16 protein-coding genes are annotated in these 15,475 nt (G+C 67.0%); 5 read left to right on the top strand and 11 right to left on the bottom strand.

Translation table 11 applies throughout. The features are described from left to right. Positions 1-23 precede the first annotated feature (23 nt). Complete coding sequence (locus tag IV112_RS18555; protein ID WP_304006009.1) at positions 24-1,046, bottom strand: LLM class flavin-dependent oxidoreductase; 1,023 nt, start codon at positions 1,044-1,046, stop codon at positions 24-26. Positions 1,047-1,238: 192 nt separating this feature from the next. Between IV112_RS18555 and glpK the strand changes: the two genes are divergently transcribed. Next, positions 1,239-2,750: a glycerol kinase GlpK gene (glpK, locus tag IV112_RS18550; RefSeq protein ID WP_438362262.1), complete on the top strand. Its 1,512-nt coding sequence runs from the start codon at positions 1,239-1,241 to the stop codon at positions 2,748-2,750. A gap of 7 nt (positions 2,751-2,757) precedes the next feature. Here the strand turns inward: glpK and IV112_RS18545 are convergent, their stop codons facing one another. Both IV112_RS18545 and IV112_RS18540 read right to left on the bottom strand, forming a co-directional pair. Then, on the bottom strand, positions 2,758-3,408 hold the full coding sequence (locus tag IV112_RS18545) for a response regulator transcription factor (protein WP_304006005.1): 651 nt from the start codon (positions 3,406-3,408) through the stop codon (positions 2,758-2,760). After that, the gene (locus tag IV112_RS18540) at positions 3,405-4,787 is read right to left on the bottom strand and encodes a sensor histidine kinase (RefSeq protein ID WP_304006003.1); all 1,383 of its coding nucleotides are present in this window, start codon (positions 4,785-4,787) and stop codon (positions 3,405-3,407) included. The genes IV112_RS18545 and IV112_RS18540 overlap by 4 nt, the downstream gene beginning before the upstream one ends. Positions 4,788-4,974: 187 nt before the next feature. Here IV112_RS18540 and IV112_RS18535 point away from each other — a divergent pair, with 187 nt between their 5' ends. Continuing rightward, positions 4,975-5,808, top strand: coding sequence for a substrate-binding periplasmic protein (locus tag IV112_RS18535; RefSeq protein WP_304006001.1), 834 nt, complete (start codon positions 4,975-4,977; stop codon positions 5,806-5,808). 3 nt (positions 5,809-5,811) lie between these two features. Here the strand turns inward: IV112_RS18535 and ugpQ are convergent, their stop codons facing one another. From ugpQ to IV112_RS18515, 4 genes are read right to left on the bottom strand one after another with little or no spacing between them, the layout of a single operon-like run. Beyond that, entirely contained in the window at positions 5,812-6,540 is a 729-nt protein-coding gene (gene ugpQ / locus IV112_RS18530) for a glycerophosphodiester phosphodiesterase (protein WP_304005999.1), read from the bottom strand. Further along, the gene (locus tag IV112_RS18525; protein ID WP_020164255.1) at positions 6,537-6,773 is read right to left on the bottom strand and encodes a hypothetical protein; all 237 of its coding nucleotides are present in this window, start codon (positions 6,771-6,773) and stop codon (positions 6,537-6,539) included. The genes ugpQ and IV112_RS18525 overlap by 4 nt, the downstream gene beginning before the upstream one ends. Beyond that, positions 6,743-8,128 (bottom strand): extracellular solute-binding protein, encoded by a 1,386-nt coding sequence (locus IV112_RS18520; protein ID WP_304005997.1) that lies wholly within the window; start codon positions 8,126-8,128, stop codon positions 6,743-6,745. Before IV112_RS18520 ends, IV112_RS18525 begins: the two co-directional genes overlap by 31 nt. Positions 8,129-8,175: 47 nt before the next feature. Next, complete coding sequence (locus IV112_RS18515) at positions 8,176-9,225, bottom strand: aldo/keto reductase (protein WP_304005995.1); 1,050 nt, start codon at positions 9,223-9,225, stop codon at positions 8,176-8,178. Between the two features lie 98 nt (positions 9,226-9,323). Between IV112_RS18515 and rlmM the strand changes: the two genes are divergently transcribed. From rlmM to IV112_RS18500, 3 genes are all read left to right on the top strand, one after another. Continuing rightward, positions 9,324-10,424: a 23S rRNA (cytidine(2498)-2'-O)-methyltransferase RlmM gene (rlmM, locus tag IV112_RS18510; protein ID WP_304005993.1), complete on the top strand. Its 1,101-nt coding sequence runs from the start codon at positions 9,324-9,326 to the stop codon at positions 10,422-10,424. Positions 10,425-10,762: 338 nt separating this feature from the next. Next, the gene (locus IV112_RS18505; protein ID WP_304005991.1) at positions 10,763-12,211 is read left to right on the top strand and encodes a DEAD/DEAH box helicase; all 1,449 of its coding nucleotides are present in this window, start codon (positions 10,763-10,765) and stop codon (positions 12,209-12,211) included. Positions 12,212-12,378: 167 nt separating this feature from the next. Next, entirely contained in the window at positions 12,379-12,819 is a 441-nt protein-coding gene (locus IV112_RS18500; RefSeq protein WP_304005989.1) for a DUF4124 domain-containing protein, read from the top strand. Between the two features lie 3 nt (positions 12,820-12,822). Here IV112_RS18500 and IV112_RS18495 read toward each other — a convergent pair whose 3' ends face one another. The 4 genes from IV112_RS18495 to IV112_RS18480 form a co-directional block, all read right to left on the bottom strand. Next, the gene (locus tag IV112_RS18495; protein ID WP_304005987.1) at positions 12,823-13,164 is read right to left on the bottom strand and encodes a type II toxin-antitoxin system RelE/ParE family toxin; all 342 of its coding nucleotides are present in this window, start codon (positions 13,162-13,164) and stop codon (positions 12,823-12,825) included. After that, positions 13,164-13,439 (bottom strand): type II toxin-antitoxin system Phd/YefM family antitoxin, encoded by a 276-nt coding sequence (locus IV112_RS18490; RefSeq protein WP_304005985.1) that lies wholly within the window; start codon positions 13,437-13,439, stop codon positions 13,164-13,166. The genes IV112_RS18495 and IV112_RS18490 overlap by 1 nt, the downstream gene beginning before the upstream one ends. A 324-nt stretch (positions 13,440-13,763) precedes the next feature. Continuing rightward, positions 13,764-14,468: a TIR domain-containing protein gene (locus IV112_RS18485; protein WP_304005983.1), complete on the bottom strand. Its 705-nt coding sequence runs from the start codon at positions 14,466-14,468 to the stop codon at positions 13,764-13,766. 19 nt (positions 14,469-14,487) lie between these two features. Further along, positions 14,488-15,447 (bottom strand): restriction endonuclease, encoded by a 960-nt coding sequence (locus tag IV112_RS18480; protein ID WP_304005981.1) that lies wholly within the window; start codon positions 15,445-15,447, stop codon positions 14,488-14,490. Between the last annotated feature and the right edge of the window lie 28 nt (positions 15,448-15,475).

Genomic DNA, 15,475 nt, shown 5'->3' with positions numbered 1-15,475 from the left:
CGGCCGGATTGCCGCAGCAGCGCTCAGGCGACGGCCGGCTCCGCACTCACGCCGGCCACCTCGGCGACGATGCGGCAGGAGCGCAGGCGCAGCGCGAAGTCGTGGATGTCGGTCACCACCATCAGCTCGTCCGCCCCGGTGCGCTCGACCAGCGATTCGAGGCCTCGGCGCACCGTATCCGGTCCGCCGACCACCGCTTCGGCGAGGAAAGCATCGACCGACGCCTTCTCGTGCCCGGCCCACAGCGGCGTCATGTCGGCCACCGGCGGCCGCAGTCGCAGCGACTCGCCACGCAGCAGCGCCAGCACGCGCTGCTGCGTCGAGGTGGCAAGCCAGCGCGCCTCATCGTCGCTGTCGGCGGCCACCACCGGCACGCCCAGCATCAGATGCGGGCGGTCAAGCACAGCGGACGGCCGGAACAGTCCGCGGTAGAGGCGGGCGGCCTCCAGCATCATGCGTGGCGCGAAATGGGCGGCGAAGGCATAGGGCAGGCCCAGCTGGGCCGCCAGCTGCGCACTGAACAGGCTGGACCCGAGCAGCCACACCGGCACTTCGGTGCCTTCACCCGGCATCGCGCGCACCGCCTGACCGGGCTGCGCCGGTGCCAGCAAGGCACGCAGCTCCGCCACCTGCTCCGGGAAGTCGTCGCCGTTGCCCGACAGATCGCGACGCAGGGCGCGCATGGTCGCGCGGTCAGCGCCCGGCGCACGGCCGAGACCCAGGTCGATACGCCCCGGGTACAGCGTCGCCAGCGTGCCGAAGTTCTCCGCCACCACCAGCGGCGCGTGATTGGGCAGCATGACGCCGCCCGAGCCGACGCGGATACGCGAGGTCTGGCCCGCGAAATGACCGATCAGCACCGCGGTCGCTGCGCTGGCGATGCCGTCCATATTGTGGTGCTCGGCCAGCCAGTATCGCCGGAAGCCGAGCTGCTCGACATGGCGCGCCAGCGCGACGGATTCCTGCAGCGCATCGGCCACGCTGCCGCCCTGGCGGACCGGTACCAGATCGAGCATGGACAGCGGGATGGTGAACGGTTCGGACATCGGGACTCCAGCTTGAAAGTACTGCGGTGAGGGCGGGCGTCGGCGCGGCGCGCCCTGCCTGCGCTGCTCGCCGGCATGTCAGTGGATATCGGGGCGGCGCGAAAGTTTGCAAGCACGAGCCGGCCCGGTATCGTCGGGCCTGCCGCCAGCGCGCGCGTACCCGCCCCAGTCACATCGACCCGCGAATGGAGGATTACCGCCGTGACCGCCTCTTCGAACACTGCACAGCGCTTCATTCTCGCGCTCGATCAGGGCACCACCAGTTCGCGCGCGCTGATATTTGACGCCACCGGCCGCGTCGTCGCGATGGCGCAGCGCGAGCTGCCGCAAAGCTATCCGCAACCGGGCTGGGTCGAACACGACGCCTTGCGCATCTGGACCGACACGCTGGCCTGCGCGCACGAAGCCCTGCTGCGCGCCGCGGTGAAGGTGGACGGAATCGCCGCCATCGGCATCACCAACCAGCGCGAAACCGTGCTGCTGTGGGAGCGCGCGACCGGCGCGCCGCTGGCGCCGGCCATCGTCTGGCAGGACAGGCGCACCGCCGACACTTGCGACCGCCTGCGCGCCGATGGCCACGAAGACTTCGTGCGCAGCCGGACCGGTCTGGTGCTCGATCCCTATTTTTCCGCCAGCAAGATCGCCTGGCTGCTCGACCACGTGCCGGGCGCGCGCGAACGGGCCGAACGCGGCGAACTGGCCTGCGGCACGATGGACAGCTGGCTGGTGTGGCAGCTCACCGGCGGCCGTCGTCACATCACGGACCTCACCAACGCCAGCCGCACCCAGTTGCTGGACATCCGCAGCGGCCGCTGGGACGACGAGCTGCTGGCGCTGTTCCGTGTGCCGCGCGCGCTGCTGCCCGAGGTCGTACCGTCCAGCGGCCTGCTGGCCGAAACCGAGCCCACACTGTTCGGCCGCGCGCTGCCGGTGAGCGGCATCGCCGGCGACCAGCAGGCGGCGCTGTACGGCCAGGACTGCACCGCGCCCGGTCTGGCCAAGAACACCTATGGCACCGGCTGCTTCATGCTGATGCACACCGGCCGCGAGGTCATCGCCTCGCGTCACGGCCTGCTCACCACCTGCGCCGCGCAGACGACAGACGCGATCGAGTACGCGCTGGAAGGCAGCGTGTTCGTGACCGGCGCCCTGGTGCAGTGGCTGCGCGACGGGCTCGGCCTGATCGCCCGCTCGGGCGACGTCGAGGCGCTGGCTGCCAGCGTGCAGGACAGCGGTGGCGTCACCGTGGTACCGGCCTTCACCGGGCTGGGCGCCCCGCACTGGTCCGCGGCGGCACGCGGCACCATGTTCGGTCTGAGCCGTGGCACGACACGCGCGCACATCGCGCGTGCCGCACTCGAGTCGATCGCGCTGCAGACGCTGGACGTGATGCGGGCGATGGAGGCCGACGCCGGCGCCGCGCTGCGCGAACTGCGGGTCGATGGCGGCGGCACCGCCAACGCGCTGCTGATGCAGATGCAGGCCGACCTGCTCGGCTGCACCGTGCGCGTGGCGCCGACACAGGAAACGACGGCGCTCGGTGCGGCAATGCTGGCGGCGCGCGGCTGCGATGTCGACATGTCCTTACCGGAGGGCGACGGCCGCAGCTTCGAGGCGCAGCAGGGGGATCTTCGCGACCGCCTGGTGCCCCGCTGGCAGGCCGCGGTCGCGGCCACGCTGGACTACGCCCGCGCCACCGGCTGACCGGCAATCAGGCGTCGCCGGCGCCCTCGGACGCGCCCAGTCCCCACTTCATCGCCAGCCGCACCAGATCGATGTCGGTGCGCGTTCCGAGCTTGGCCTTGATCTGGTAGTGCGTGTTCTGCGCGGTTTTCGGGCTGATGTGCAGCGCCTGGCCGATCTCGTCGGCCGAACGGCCGTCGAGCAGCATGCGCAGCACCTCGAATTCGCGTGGCGACAGCGCGTCGAGCGGATTGTCGGCGTCGTTCAGCAGCGCCAGCGCCAGTTCGGGCGCGATGTCCGGGCTGAGTACGCGGCGCCGTGCCGCGACCTGATAGACGGCGTCGATCAGCACGTCCGGCGCGCAGCTCTTGGTGACGTAACCGAGCGCGCCGGCGCGCAGCGCCTGCGACGCGAACAGCGGATCGCGGTGCATGCTGAACACCAGGATGCGCGCCCGGGCCTCGCGCTGCATGAGTCGGCGCACCAGCTCGACGCCGCCCATGTCGGGCAGCCCGAGATCGAGGATGACGACGTCGGGCTGCACGGTGCGGAAGGCGGTCAGCGCCTCGTTGGCGCTGGCCGCTTCGGCTTCGATGCGCAGGTCGGCGCGACGTTCGAGCAGGCGCCGGTAGCCCTCGCGCACGACGGCGTGGTCATCGACCAGAAGCAAACGGATCATGCGAGCACCTCTTGAAGGTTGGTGGGCGGGTTTGGTCGTCCGGCATCCGCCGGCACGACGACCTCGACACGCAGGCCGCCCTCGTCGCGCGGCGTCATCGTCAGTCGACCACCCAGCGCCTGCACGCGCTCGCGCATGCCGAGTACGCCCAGGCCGCCGTCGAAGGTCGAACCGGGCTCCGAACGGCCGTCGTCGTCGATGCACAGCCGTACTTCATGATCGTTGCAGCGCAGGGTCACCGCGATGCGGCGCGCATCGGCGTGCTTCTGCGCGTTGGTCAGGCTCTCCTGGACGATGCGGTAGAGACTCACGTTCAGGTTGTCGGCCAGACCGCCGACGTCGCCGTCTATCGCCAGCGTGTGCAGGCAGCGACCATGGCTGCTGCGGTTGCGGCTGTCGATCAGCTGTTCCAGGGTGGCCGCCAGGCCGAAGGCTTCCAGCCCGACCGGCCGCAGTTCGCGCAGGATGAGCTGCAGCACTTCCATCATGTGCGCGGTGATGCGCGAAATCGCCTCGGCGCTGGGCGTCAGCGCCGGCAACTGGTCGTGTGCCAGTTCGCGCGCATAGGCCGCCTCGGCCTGTATCGAAGTGAGGCACTGTCCCAGTTCGTCGTGCAGTTCGCGCGCCAGCCGGCGCCGCTCTTCCTCGCGCACTTCGAGCAGCCGGCGCGCCAGTTCGCGCTGTTCGCCCATCGTGTGCTCCAGTCGCTCGGCGAGGTGGTTGAACACATCGCTGATGCGCTGCAGTTCGATCAGCTCGAAGGACGACAGCCGCACCGACAGGTCGCCCGATTCCATCCGGCCGAGGCTGCGCAGAATTTCGTCGGTCGGCCGCAGCACGCGGCGCACCGGCAGATAGACCAGCACGTTGAGCAACAGCACGCCAGCGGTGATGATGAGCAGGTTGCGGATGTCCGACCACACGGACTGGGCGACGCTGGCGAAATTGGGCGTCACCGTCAGTTCGCCCACCTTGATGCCCGGATACTTGCCGACCGGGCCGATATAGCGCGCCTCCTCGCCGACCACGCTGCGCATCAGCGAGGCCGGCAGCCAGCGCGGCGCCTCGGCGTCGCCGAAGCAGCGCTGCACCACCGGCCGGCTGTAGATATCGGTCACCGCTGCGCAGAAGTGCACGAGCCGGCCTATGCCTTCCAGCCCGGTCAGCTCGATGCCGTGCAGATCGCGCACGAAGGGCGGCGTCGCGCGCGCGATCTCGGTTTCGATCAGCTGCTTCATCGTGCCGCCGGTGCGCGGGATGTCCGCATGCAGGCGATCGCGGGTCTGTTTCAGCGTGACCGCGATGGCGCAGAACAGCAACACGAGCGCGAACAGCGTGATGCGCATCAGCAGGATGCGCTTGAGGTCGACGCGTTTCATCGGCAGGGACAATCGAGAGGGTGACCGGGGCACGCTGTCGACGCACAGGGCGGCAGCGGCGGCAATGATAGGCCGGACGCCGCAAACGCACTGCGGGCAAATTGACTGGCTGGCGCACTGCAGAACGCCGGTGCCGGCGGGCGGGCGGGCCCATAAGCTCGCGCTACCTCACCACTGGAGTCTGCCGATGTCTGCCCTGCCCCTCGCCACCGCACTGATCGTCGCCGCCTGCGCCTTCACCAGCGCAAGCGCCGAGGCGCGCGACCTCGCTGAAGTCCGCTCAAGCGGCACATTGCGCATCGGGGTCTACAAGGATTTCTCGCCCTACGCCGACGCCGGGCGCGGCATCGACGTCGACCTCGGCCGCGCGCTGGCCGAGCGGCTCGGCGTGAAGGCCGACGTGCGCAGCTACGACGCCGACGAGAACATGAACGACGACTTGCGCAATATCGTCTGGAAAGGCACCGTCCTCGGTCCGGGCGTGTCCGACGTGATGATGCACGTGCCGGTCGATGCGACGATGAGCGCACGCAATCCGCAGGTGAAGATCTTCGGCGCCTACCACCGCGAAACCCTGGCCGCCATCCGCTCGACCGAGCTGCTGCCCAAGCTCGACGCGGTGACCGACATCGACGGTCAGGCGCTGGGGGCGGAGAGTGAATCCATCATGTCGATGGCGCTGCTGTCGTCGAACGCGGGCCGGCTGCGCAGTCAGGTGCAGCATTTCCATTCGATGGACGACGCCCAGCGCGCACTGGAAGAGGGCCGGATTGCCGGCTTCTTCGGCATGCGCAGCCAGGTCGAACCGATGATGGCCGCCACCGGCAAGCGCTTCACGATGAGCATGCCGCCGCCGCTGCCCGGCCTGCCGCAGGCCGGATGGGCGCTCGGCCTGGCGGTGGGCGCCGACGACGAGGCGCTCGCGCAGGCGCTGCAGTCGGCACTCGCCGAACTGGAACGAGACGGCACGCTGGACCGCATCTTCAAGCAGCACGCGGTCACCCGCATGCCGCCACTGTAGGCGTCAGGTCAGCAGATCGAGGCGGTCGGTAAACAGTCCGCTGACGCCGGCCGCGACCAGCGCCGCCGCACGTGCGGCGTCGTTGACCGTGTAGCAGAGCAGCGGCACACCGGCCGCCACGATGTCGCGCATGCAGTCGGCGCTCAGCCGGCTGTGATCGCAGTGCAGCGACACCGCTTCATGCGCCTGCATCTGCGCACGCCAGTCCTTGGGCACCTCCTCGAACAGCAGGCCGCGCGGCAACTGTGGCGCGACGCGACGGGCGGCGTCGAGCGCCGGGAAGTCGAAGGAAGACAGCAAGGGGGGGCGGCGGTCGGCAGGCCAGCGCGCCGCGATCAGACGGGCCGCCGTCTCGCCGGTCGCCTGCTCGAAACCGCGCGCAGGCTTGATTTCGATATTGGCGTCCAGATCCAGCGCCAGCAACAGGTCGAGTGCCTGTTCGAGCGAGGGCAGGCGTTCGCCGGCGAAGGCGGGACCATGCCAGCTGCCCACATCGAGTCGCTGCAGCGCTGCAAAATCGTGCTCGCACACCAGACCTTGGCCATCGGTCGTCCGCTCAAGCGTCTCGTCGTGGATCAGCAGCGGCACGCCGTCGCGGCTGAGCATCACGTCGAACTCGACCATGCGGAAGCCCGCCGCCGCGCCGGTGCGGATGGCGGCCAGCGTATTCTCGGGTGCGGCGGCCCCGCCGCCGCGGTGGGCAATCCACAGCGGCCGGGGCCAGGCGCTCACGACTGCGCCAGTACGTCGCGCGCCTCGCGCGCCACGTCGTCGTCGGTCAGCCAGGCGATGGCCGACAGCAGTTCGATCGACTGCCCTGCGGCCACGCCCTCCTTCACCCACTTCTCGATCGCCCGCACGCGGGCGGCGTCATCCAGCGCGAGCAGCTTGAGCAGCGGCTCGCGCACCGACGCGTCCTCGCGCGCCGCGCGGATCAGCAGGACAAGCTGGTCGCTGCCGCACATGGCCCCACCCTCTGCACTGCGGTATCGAGAACGGCCTTGGCCGGCTTGCGGTCGGCCCACAGCTCTTCCAGTTCCTCGTCGAGCACGGCGCGCACCTTCGGGTTGTCGGCCACCGGACTCTGGTGCGACTCGGCGGTGCCCGGCTTGCTGGCGAGCTGGCGCAGTGCCACGCGCGCAACGCCGTCTATCGTCGGCGCGTCGACCGGGCTAATCGCCACCATGCCGGCACGGTTCAGCGGAATGAAGCCGGTGGCACGCGCCCACTCGGCCTGACGGTCCGGGTCGAGAACGAAGGTGACGAAGCGCGCGATGGTCTGCGTTTCGCTGGTGCTGCGGCCGGCGCTCACCCACAGGCTGGCGCCGTCGGCCAGCGTGTGACGCGGCGCCTGACGGATGTCGTCGTGGTAGGGCAGCGCGGCGACACCGACCTCGAACTTGGCGTCGCGCTTGATCTGCGGCCAGGCCGACGAACGTGCGGTGAGCACCTGGCACTGACCGCCGGAGAACATCGGCACCGCCTCGTCGCCGCGGCCGAAGATGTGCAGGTAGCGGCTCTTGTACCAGGACGACATCAGCGCCAGGTGTTTCACCTGCACCAGGCCGTTGATCGCCAGCGCCTCGCCCTTCTTGCCGTTCTTGCGGGCGAAGGGCTCGTTGTGCCAGGCGCTGATGTTGTCGACGTGGATCTGCGTCGGCCGTGCGCTGGTGTAGGGGCAGGCATAGCCGCCGTCGCGCAGCTGGCCGAGTGCGGCCTGCAGCGTGAACCAGTGGTCCGGCGGCGCAGCCGGGTCGAGGCCGACGCGGGCGAAGGCGTCCTTGTTGTAGAACATGACCGGCGTGGTGAGACCGATTGGCAGCGCATTCAGACGGCCCTTGGTTCCAGCGAGGTAAGGCGGCATCGGCGCCGGGATCGGCACAGTAGCGAACTTCTCCTTCGCCTTGGTCATCACCTCGTGCAGCGGCGTGTAACGCGGCTTGCCTTCGAGGAAGAGCTGGCGCGCCTCGTCGTCGAGCACCTGCAGCGCCGGCGGCTTCTCGCCAGTGCCGCCCAGCGGGGCCAGCACGATCTTCTGCTTGCCCTTGCCGCTGGCGTTGAACTCATCGACCAGCGTCTGCAGCGCGGATCCGCCGGCTTCATCCAGCCCGTGCGCCAGTTCGATCTCCGCCGGTTCCTGCGGCGCCGCGGGCTTTGCGGCCGACTTTGCCGTCGACTTGGCGGCGGGCTTGGTCGCCGACTTGGTCGCCGACTTGGACGAGGTGGCCGCCGGCTTCTTCACGTCGGCGGCTGCGAACGCCGCCAGTGGCCACGACACGACGCTGGCCGCGAGCAGCGCGGCAAACGACTTCTTGAGCATCAGTTGTTCTCCTGTTCGCAGCCGTACGACATAGCTGCGGCGCCCGGTCAGGGTGCCGGGTTGGTGTAGCGAAGATGAATGGCGTCGATGGCGGCGGTGACCTCGTCGGTCAGTGCCACTGTCCACGCGCCCATATTTTCGCGCAACTGCGTCGCCGACGTCACGCCGATCAACGTGCAGGCGACCGTGCGCCTGCGGTAGCAGAAGGCCAGCGCGAGCTGCGCCGGTGTCAGACCGTGCGCGCGCGCAAGCTCGGCGTAGGCACGCGAAGCCGGCGCGACATTCTCCTTGAAGTAGCGCTGACCGAACTGCGGAAAGGCGGTGATGCGCCCGGCCGCTTCGGCGTCGTCGAGGTACTTGCCGCTGAGGTGGCCGAAGCCGAGCGGCGAATAGGCCAGCAGCGACACCTGCTCGCGCTCGCACACTTCGGACAGGCCCATGTCGAAGGTCCGGTTCATCAGGTGGTAAGCGTTCTGGATGCTGACCACGCGCGGCAGGCCTGCGTCCGCCAGCCGCAGGCAGCTCATCAGGCCCCACGGCGTTTCGTTCGACACGCCGACGTGGCGCACCTTGCCCTCGTCGATCAGCTTCGCGAGCGCTTCCAGCTGGCTGCGGAGGGACGAGGCCTCGCGCTCGGCCGACGGGTCGTATTCGTACTGGCCGAACATCGGCACGTTCCGCGCCGGCCAGTGGATCTGGTAGAGGTCGATGTAGTCGGTGCCCAGCCGGCGCAGCGAACCCTCGACCGCCTCACGGATGTTCGCCGCATCCAGCGCCAGCGGACCGCCGCGTATCCAGGGCATGCCGCGCGCAGGTCCGGCCACCTTGGTGGCGACGATCACCTTGTCGCGCGGCTTCTTCGCCAGCCAGCTGCCGACGATGCGTTCGGTGGCGCCGGAGGTTTCGGCGCGCGCCGGGACCGGGTACATTTCGGCCGCGTCGAGCAGATCGATGCCCGCTTCGAAGGCTTCGTCCATCAGCGCGTGGGCGGTGCGTTCATCGACCTGCTGGCCGAAGGTCATGGTGCCCAGGCCGATGGCCGGCACTTCAAGCGTCGAACGCCCGAGCCGGCGTCGCGCGATATCCTTGCTGTTCATTGCGTCGTGGGTCGTGTTACGGGGTGCCGTCCGGCGAAGGCCTGACATGTACCACAGACCACGCCCCACGACGTCGATTCCCGCTGATCGGAAATACCTTGAAAACTAATCTTCACGGCCTGCTCATGTATTGCCGCCCCGGCTTCGAGCGCGAATGCGCGCAGGAAGTCGCCGACCGCTGCGGCGAAGCGGGCCATCTGGTCGAGGTCCAGGCCGAACCCAACAGCGGCTGGGTCGAGGCCCGCGCCGAAGGCGGCGCGCTGTGGGCCCTGACCCGCGTGCTGCGCTGGCAGGACTTGTGCTTCTCCCGCCAGCTGCTGTGGTCCGGCCGCACGGTCGAGGGCATGAGTCCGGGCGACCGCGTGACGCCGGTCGTCGACGCGGCGCGCGCGCTGTGCGACGGCTACAGCGACTTCCTGATCGAAACGCCGGACACCGACGGCGCGAAATCCCTGTCGTCGATGACGAAGAAGCTGGAGCCGCACATGGGCGAGGCGCTGGAACAGGCGGGCGCCTTCACCGACGATCCGTCGGCGCCGCGCCTGCACGTGCTGTTTACCGCGGCCGACCGGGCCACGGTGGCGCTGAGCTGGCCGAACCGCCGCAGCGAATGGCTGAACGGCATTCCGCGCCTGCGCATGCCGCGCGAAGCGCCGTCGCGCTCGACGCTGAAACTGGCCGAGGCCTTCCACACCCTGCTCAGCGAGGACGAACAGGAGCGCCTGCTCAAGCCGGGCATGACTGCCGTCGACCTCGGTGCGGCCCCCGGCGGCTGGACCTGGCAGCTGGTGTCGCGCCACATCCACGTGACCGCTGTCGACAACGGCCGCATGAACCCGGAACTGCTGGAAACCGGCCTGGTGATCCACAAGCGCGAGGACGGCTTCCGCTTCGTGCCGCGCAAGCCGGTGGACTGGCTGGTGTGCGACATGGTGGAACAGCCGCGTCGCGTCGCCGCGCTGGTGGCGCGCTGGATTGCCCAGGGCCTGTGCCAGCACGCCATTTTCAACCTCAAGCTGCCGATGAAGCGGCGCTATGACGAGCTGCAGCTCTGTACCGACCTGATCGGCGAAGCGCTGGCCTCGGTCGACAAGAAGCACGAACTGCGCTGCCGGCAGCTCTATCACGACCGCGAGGAAGTGACCTGCTACCTCGGCGTGCCGGGCAAGGCGGGCGGTGGCCGCAAGCGCAAGCGCTGAGGCGCTGCGCGGCCGGGCGGCCCCCTGCCCCAAGATCAGCCACAAGGGCCCGCCCCGCCTGTGCGATAATGCGTGTGCAGTCGCCTCGCCGGTTATGGCGCGGCCCGGAGTTTCCGATCCGGCCATGAATCCACGGCCGATCCCCACTTCCCCCGCCCTGGCGCCTGCGCCCCCGGGCACGACATTCGCGCATGCACCCTCGCCGCGCGCCTCGCGCCGGGTTTTCCGGAACCGATTTCCCCAGCCTGAACCGGCATGCCAGGCGGAAGTCCACAGAAGCAACACGCACCGCGGCAATGTGCCCGGCGCGCGCTTCTGCACAAGAGAGCTTCGCATCCATGTCGTTTGAAGAACTCGGGTTGATCCCCGAACTGCTGCGTGCCGTGGCCGATACCGGCTACACCACGCCCACCCCCATCCAGGCGCAGGCCATCCCCATCGTGCTCGCCGGCCGTGACGTAATGGGCGGCGCCCAGACGGGTACCGGCAAGACCGCCAGCTTCACCCTGCCTCTGCTGCAGCGCCTCGCGCCGCACGCCAGCAGCTCGCCCTCGCCCGCCCGCCACCCGGTGCGCGCGCTGATCGTCTGCCCGACGCGCGAACTGGCGATGCAGGTGCACGAGAGCGTCAAGACCTATTCGAAGCACCTGCCGCTGCGCTCGGTGTGCATCTACGGCGGCGTGGACATGAAGGCGCAAGTCGCCGAACTGCGCCAGGGCCGCGAAATCGTCGTCGCCACGCCGGGCCGCCTGCTCGACCACGTCGAAGGCAAGACCATCAGCCTCAGCCAGGTGCAGATGCTGGTTCTGGACGAAGCCGACCGCATGCTGGACATGGGCTTCATCCCGGACATCAAGCGCATCCTCGCGCTGCTGCCGGCGCAACGCCAGAGCCTGCTGTTCTCCGCCACCTTCTCCGAGGAAATCAAGAAGCTGGCCCAGGCCATGCTGCGCGATCCGCAGCTGATCGAGGTCGCACGCCGCAACGCCACCGCGGAAACCATCACCCACCGTGTGCACGCCTGCGGCACAGACGACAAGCGCGCGCTGCTGACCCACCTGCTCACCCAGGACAGCTACGCCGACCGTCAGGCGCTGGTGTTCGTGAACACCAAGTTCGGGGCCAGCCGCCTCGCCCACCACCTGGTACGCCAGGGCGTGGCCGCCGACGCCATCCATGGCGACAAGAGCCAGCAGCAACGCACCGAAGCACTGGAAGCGTTCAAGAACGGCAGCGTGCGCGTGCTGGTGGCGACCGACGTCGCCGCCCGCGGCCTCGACATCGAAGACCTGCCCTTCGTGATCAACTTCGAACTGCCGCACAACGCCGAAGACTACGTGCACCGCATCGGCCGTACCGGTCGAGCCGGCCGCTCGGGTGAAGCCATCTCGCTGGCCGCTCCGGAAGAGAAGGGTCGTGTGGCGGACATCGAAAAGCTGATCCGCAAGCCGATCGAAATCGTCGTGCCGGAAGGTTTCGACCCGGCGCGTGCGCGAACGCGCGAAACGCGTTCAGAGCGTCCGGAGCGTGCAGCGCGCAGCGAACGCGGTGAGCGTGGCGAACGCCGCAGCCGCCCGTCAGCCAGCGACGCGCCCCGCGCCCCGCGTGCGCCCCGCGCCAGCGCATCGACGGTCGCCGCCGACGGCTTCGACTTCAGCAAGCCCTACGAATCGTCGACACCTGACGCCCCCGCAGACGGTGGCGACGGAACATCGGCGCCGACGCCGGCCAAGCGCAGCGGCAAGCGGCAGGTCGCCGCACTGCTCGGCGGCAGCGGAAAACGCTGACGCGAGAGCCGTCTCCGCCCGTCGCCCTGGGGGTGACGGGCAAATCCGCTGCAGCAGCCCTGTCCTCGCCTCATCCTTCTGACCGACGACTAAGGTAATAGCAGGACGGCCAACCGACTGCAGTCCCCGCCTATGCTTCTGTCTTCAGTCATCTGTGGGACGGGGTCATGCTGAAATGGTGCGTATTGGGGGCGACGTTGATTGCCTCGCCGGTTTTCGGTCAGGTTTACAAGTGCAAGGACGGCAGCGGAAAGCAGGTCTTCTCCGATATGCCCTGCGGAGCCGGCGCACAGACCGTCAACGTCAAGCCGCCGCGCGGAGAGACACCGGACGGATGGCGAGACGACGCCTGGGAGCGCCAGTTAAACGACTTGAAGCAGCGTGAGCGCACCGAGGCCGCGAGCGATCAACGAGCGAGAAAACTCCGCGACGCCGACCGGCAACGTGAAGCCCTGGCTGCAGAACGCAAGTCCTACCGTTGCAACGAGCTGAAGGCCGAACGGGACGCTGCGGAAGCCATCATGAGAAATGGCGCAACGCAGTGGCAATATGAGGACGCCAGAGCGCGCGGGAGCGCGGTGCAGAAACAGATCGCACGCGAGTGCTGAGGGTTACGCGCCTAACAGGCGGCGAGCAAGCACGGATTGCATGTCGCGGCGCCCATCTGCAATCAGGTAGATGACGACTTGGCTGCCTGTGACGCGGTAGATCACTCGGTAGGTTTTCAAGAAGGTCTGGCGGTATTCCTTGATGCCGAGGCCGACCAGTTCCTTCGGAAAACTACCGCGTTCAGGAAAGCTGGACAGGCTCTCTACAACGTCCATCAACGCATCCAACACATGGTTTGCGTTGGCCACACAGTCGAATTCGGAGATGTAGTCGTGGATTGCCTCCAGGTCCTGCTCCGCACCCGCTGTGAGCAGAACCTCGAACCTGGCAGGTGCGCCTGCCATCAGGCTGTGGCTCGCTTGCCGCGAAGGCGGGCAACGATTTCGGCTGCGGGTTTGACCTTGCCAGCGGTCACATCCTGATTGCCCAGCGCAAGAATTTTCAGCAAGGCCAGTGTTTCCTGCGTCTCTTCGAACGAAGCGACGTCCTGCAGAACAGCCTTCGCTTCGCCGTTCTGGGTGATGACCATCGGTTCACGGCGCTCTGCGAGGTCGGTGAGAACCTCGGCGGCGTTGGCCTTGAGATAGCTGATGGGCTTGACTTGAGATGAGTAGCGCATGGCGATGCTCCAGACCTGACAAGGACTGAATATAGTCCTTTTATGGACTCACAGTAAGGTGCTTGAATCGATTGCAGCGGTCGAAATTTCGCGCGCGAAGGGCAAAAGCCCGGAGTTCGTGAGGCTCGGACACATCAAGTCCGCGCCCATCCGCTACTTGCGCACCGAGATTTACGAGTTCATGGAGGCGCAGTCCTTCCGCTGTACCTGTGCCTACACGCCGAAGGCCAAACACGGAGTTTGGCAGGCTTGCGCGCTAACAGATTACTGCTCTTGTGGTTAGGCCGGTTCAGGCGGCAAGGCATAAGCGCTATGCAAGGCGTGCTACAAGTTCGCCAAAGAAATCGGGTAGCCCTGAGCCGCCATTTCCTTCGCCAGAAGCGGCCCTGCATCTTTTTGCAGGTTGTCCTTGAACGGGATATAGAGCAATCCCTGAATATCGGACGGGCGCTCCATGTTGTCTTGTTGCTTCATGACAATAGCAACGTTCTTGCGGCCGAGCAGCGTGAGCATCATGCCCAATTCCATCACCACGTTTTGGCGCGCACGGAACGCCTTTTCGTCCTCGTGTCCAGCGCGGAAGCCCTCGTCATCAGGTGTCGCCAGCACTACAGCAAACTTCACCTCTGCCGTGTACTTCTCCAGCTTCTCGATGATGGTCTGCCCCTCCGAAGGAAGCTGGTCCAAGATTAGCGGCTCAAGCCTCCAGCGGCGAAGCATTGCTTCAAGCTCAGTGCGCGCTGCTGCGTCGTGCCCATAGACGACGAACACCTTGCTGAGCATCGGCTTGGCAGCGGCGCCGTTCTGCGGTGCGGGTGCTGCCGCAGCTTGTGCAGGCTGCACCCCAAGGCATGCCTTCACTGCATCTTGGTTCTTGCCCTGAACGTTGAAGCTACCTGTGCGGAAGCTGTTGACGATTGCGCCATTCTGCAAGCGGAGCTGCATGCCCGTTCCATTCGCCAGCGCCGTTTCACTCGCAATCTGGAATCCACCCGCCTGCAAGCAGGCCTTAATCTCATCAAGGGTCATTGGCGCTCCGTTCTAATTGTTAGCCAAGAAGCTCAAGGTAAGGATTCTTGTCGATGATGGCTGCTCGCGATTTCTTCTTGAGGAGTGCAACCAGATCGCCTTGCCGTTGAAGCAGCATCACGAACTCCTGCAACGAGCATAAGAAGATCGTCTTGAGGTTCAGCGCGTTCTTGCACTCAGTCAAGACGGACTCTGTATAGCCGTTCGTCGCAATGAAGATACCGTGTGCGTTCGCACGCATGAACAAACGGCTGAGGTGTGGGGAGAACTCGCCGATGCCAACCGGCGCATTGAGCCACTTCATCTCAACCAGATGAATGGCCCCGTCCAACTCGATCACGCCATCAATCTGTTCAAGGACGGTGCCGGTGTCGGGTGACTTGCGCCTAAAATCCTCACGGACGTGAATGCCGTAAGCCTTGAACAGGTCGTTCAGCACCGCTTCGAGCAGCTTGCCCCGCTCCTGCGGTTTGTCGTCCATGCCGAACAGGGCGAAAAGTCGCGTACCAACATCTTCAATCTTGAGACGCCTCTCGGCCGCTGCCGCTTGTTCGGCGCGCTTACGGGCGAGCGTCTGCTCCCGCTCGGCATCACGCTCCTGTTTCATGCGCGTGAAAGAGTCCTTGACGTTGACCGTCTTACCCAACTCGGCCACAAGCCCTTTGGCCTTAAGCCGGTCGGAGTCCCAACAGGTGTCAAAGTTGTCGAACTCGGTGACGCGCTTGATGATTTCGCGGCGAGGACGTAGCCCGCTATCCCCACGCGCGTTAACCTTCGTGAGCACGTTGCGGACGATCTCGAACTTGTTGATCGCGTCGCGGTTGGCGCGAACGATGCGAGAGACCTCATCAAGGTCCTCCGGCGCAACCCCTGCGCCTTGGAGGAATAGAACGACGTCTTGCTTGCTACGGCACAGTAGCGGAATCGTATCCACCAGCAAATTGAACACCTCGGGAGGATAGTGAAACTGCTCTGCCATCTTGCCGTTGTTCCTTCGTGTGCCTCGC

Origin of the sequence: Methyloversatilis discipulorum (assembly GCF_018780585.1) — a bacterium.
Lineage (GTDB): Bacteria > Pseudomonadota > Gammaproteobacteria > Burkholderiales > Rhodocyclaceae > Methyloversatilis > Methyloversatilis discipulorum_B.
Note: the sequence above shows the minus strand (reverse complement) of the source record. Positions and strands in the feature narration are given on the sequence as shown.

Bases quoted from the DNA above. Each gene is read 5' to 3' on its own strand.
- IV112_RS18490 (WP_304005985.1), bottom strand. From the start codon at position 13,439: ATGCGCTACTCATCTCAAGTCAAGCCCATCAGCTATCTCAAGGCCAAC.
- IV112_RS18545 (WP_304006005.1), bottom strand. From the start codon at position 3,408: ATGATCCGTTTGCTTCTGGTCGATGACCACGCCGTCGTGCGCGAGGGC.
- IV112_RS18520 (WP_304005997.1), bottom strand. From the start codon at position 8,128: ATGCTCAAGAAGTCGTTTGCCGCGCTGCTCGCGGCCAGCGTCGTGTCG.
- IV112_RS18495 (WP_304005987.1), bottom strand. From the start codon at position 13,164: ATGGCAGGCGCACCTGCCAGGTTCGAGGTTCTGCTCACAGCGGGTGCG.
- IV112_RS18505 (WP_304005991.1), top strand. From the start codon at position 10,763: ATGTCGTTTGAAGAACTCGGGTTGATCCCCGAACTGCTGCGTGCCGTG.
- IV112_RS18525 (WP_020164255.1), bottom strand. From the start codon at position 6,773: ATGTGCGGCAGCGACCAGCTTGTCCTGCTGATCCGCGCGGCGCGCGAG.
- IV112_RS18515 (WP_304005995.1), bottom strand. From the start codon at position 9,225: ATGAACAGCAAGGATATCGCGCGACGCCGGCTCGGGCGTTCGACGCTT.
- IV112_RS18535 (WP_304006001.1), top strand. From the start codon at position 4,975: ATGTCTGCCCTGCCCCTCGCCACCGCACTGATCGTCGCCGCCTGCGCC.
- IV112_RS18555 (WP_304006009.1), bottom strand. From the start codon at position 1,046: ATGTCCGAACCGTTCACCATCCCGCTGTCCATGCTCGATCTGGTACCG.
- IV112_RS18485 (WP_304005983.1), bottom strand. From the start codon at position 14,468: ATGACCCTTGATGAGATTAAGGCCTGCTTGCAGGCGGGTGGATTCCAG.
- IV112_RS18480 (WP_304005981.1), bottom strand. From the start codon at position 15,447: ATGGCAGAGCAGTTTCACTATCCTCCCGAGGTGTTCAATTTGCTGGTG.
- IV112_RS18540 (WP_304006003.1), bottom strand. From the start codon at position 4,787: ATGAAACGCGTCGACCTCAAGCGCATCCTGCTGATGCGCATCACGCTG.
- IV112_RS18500 (WP_304005989.1), top strand. From the start codon at position 12,379: ATGCTGAAATGGTGCGTATTGGGGGCGACGTTGATTGCCTCGCCGGTT.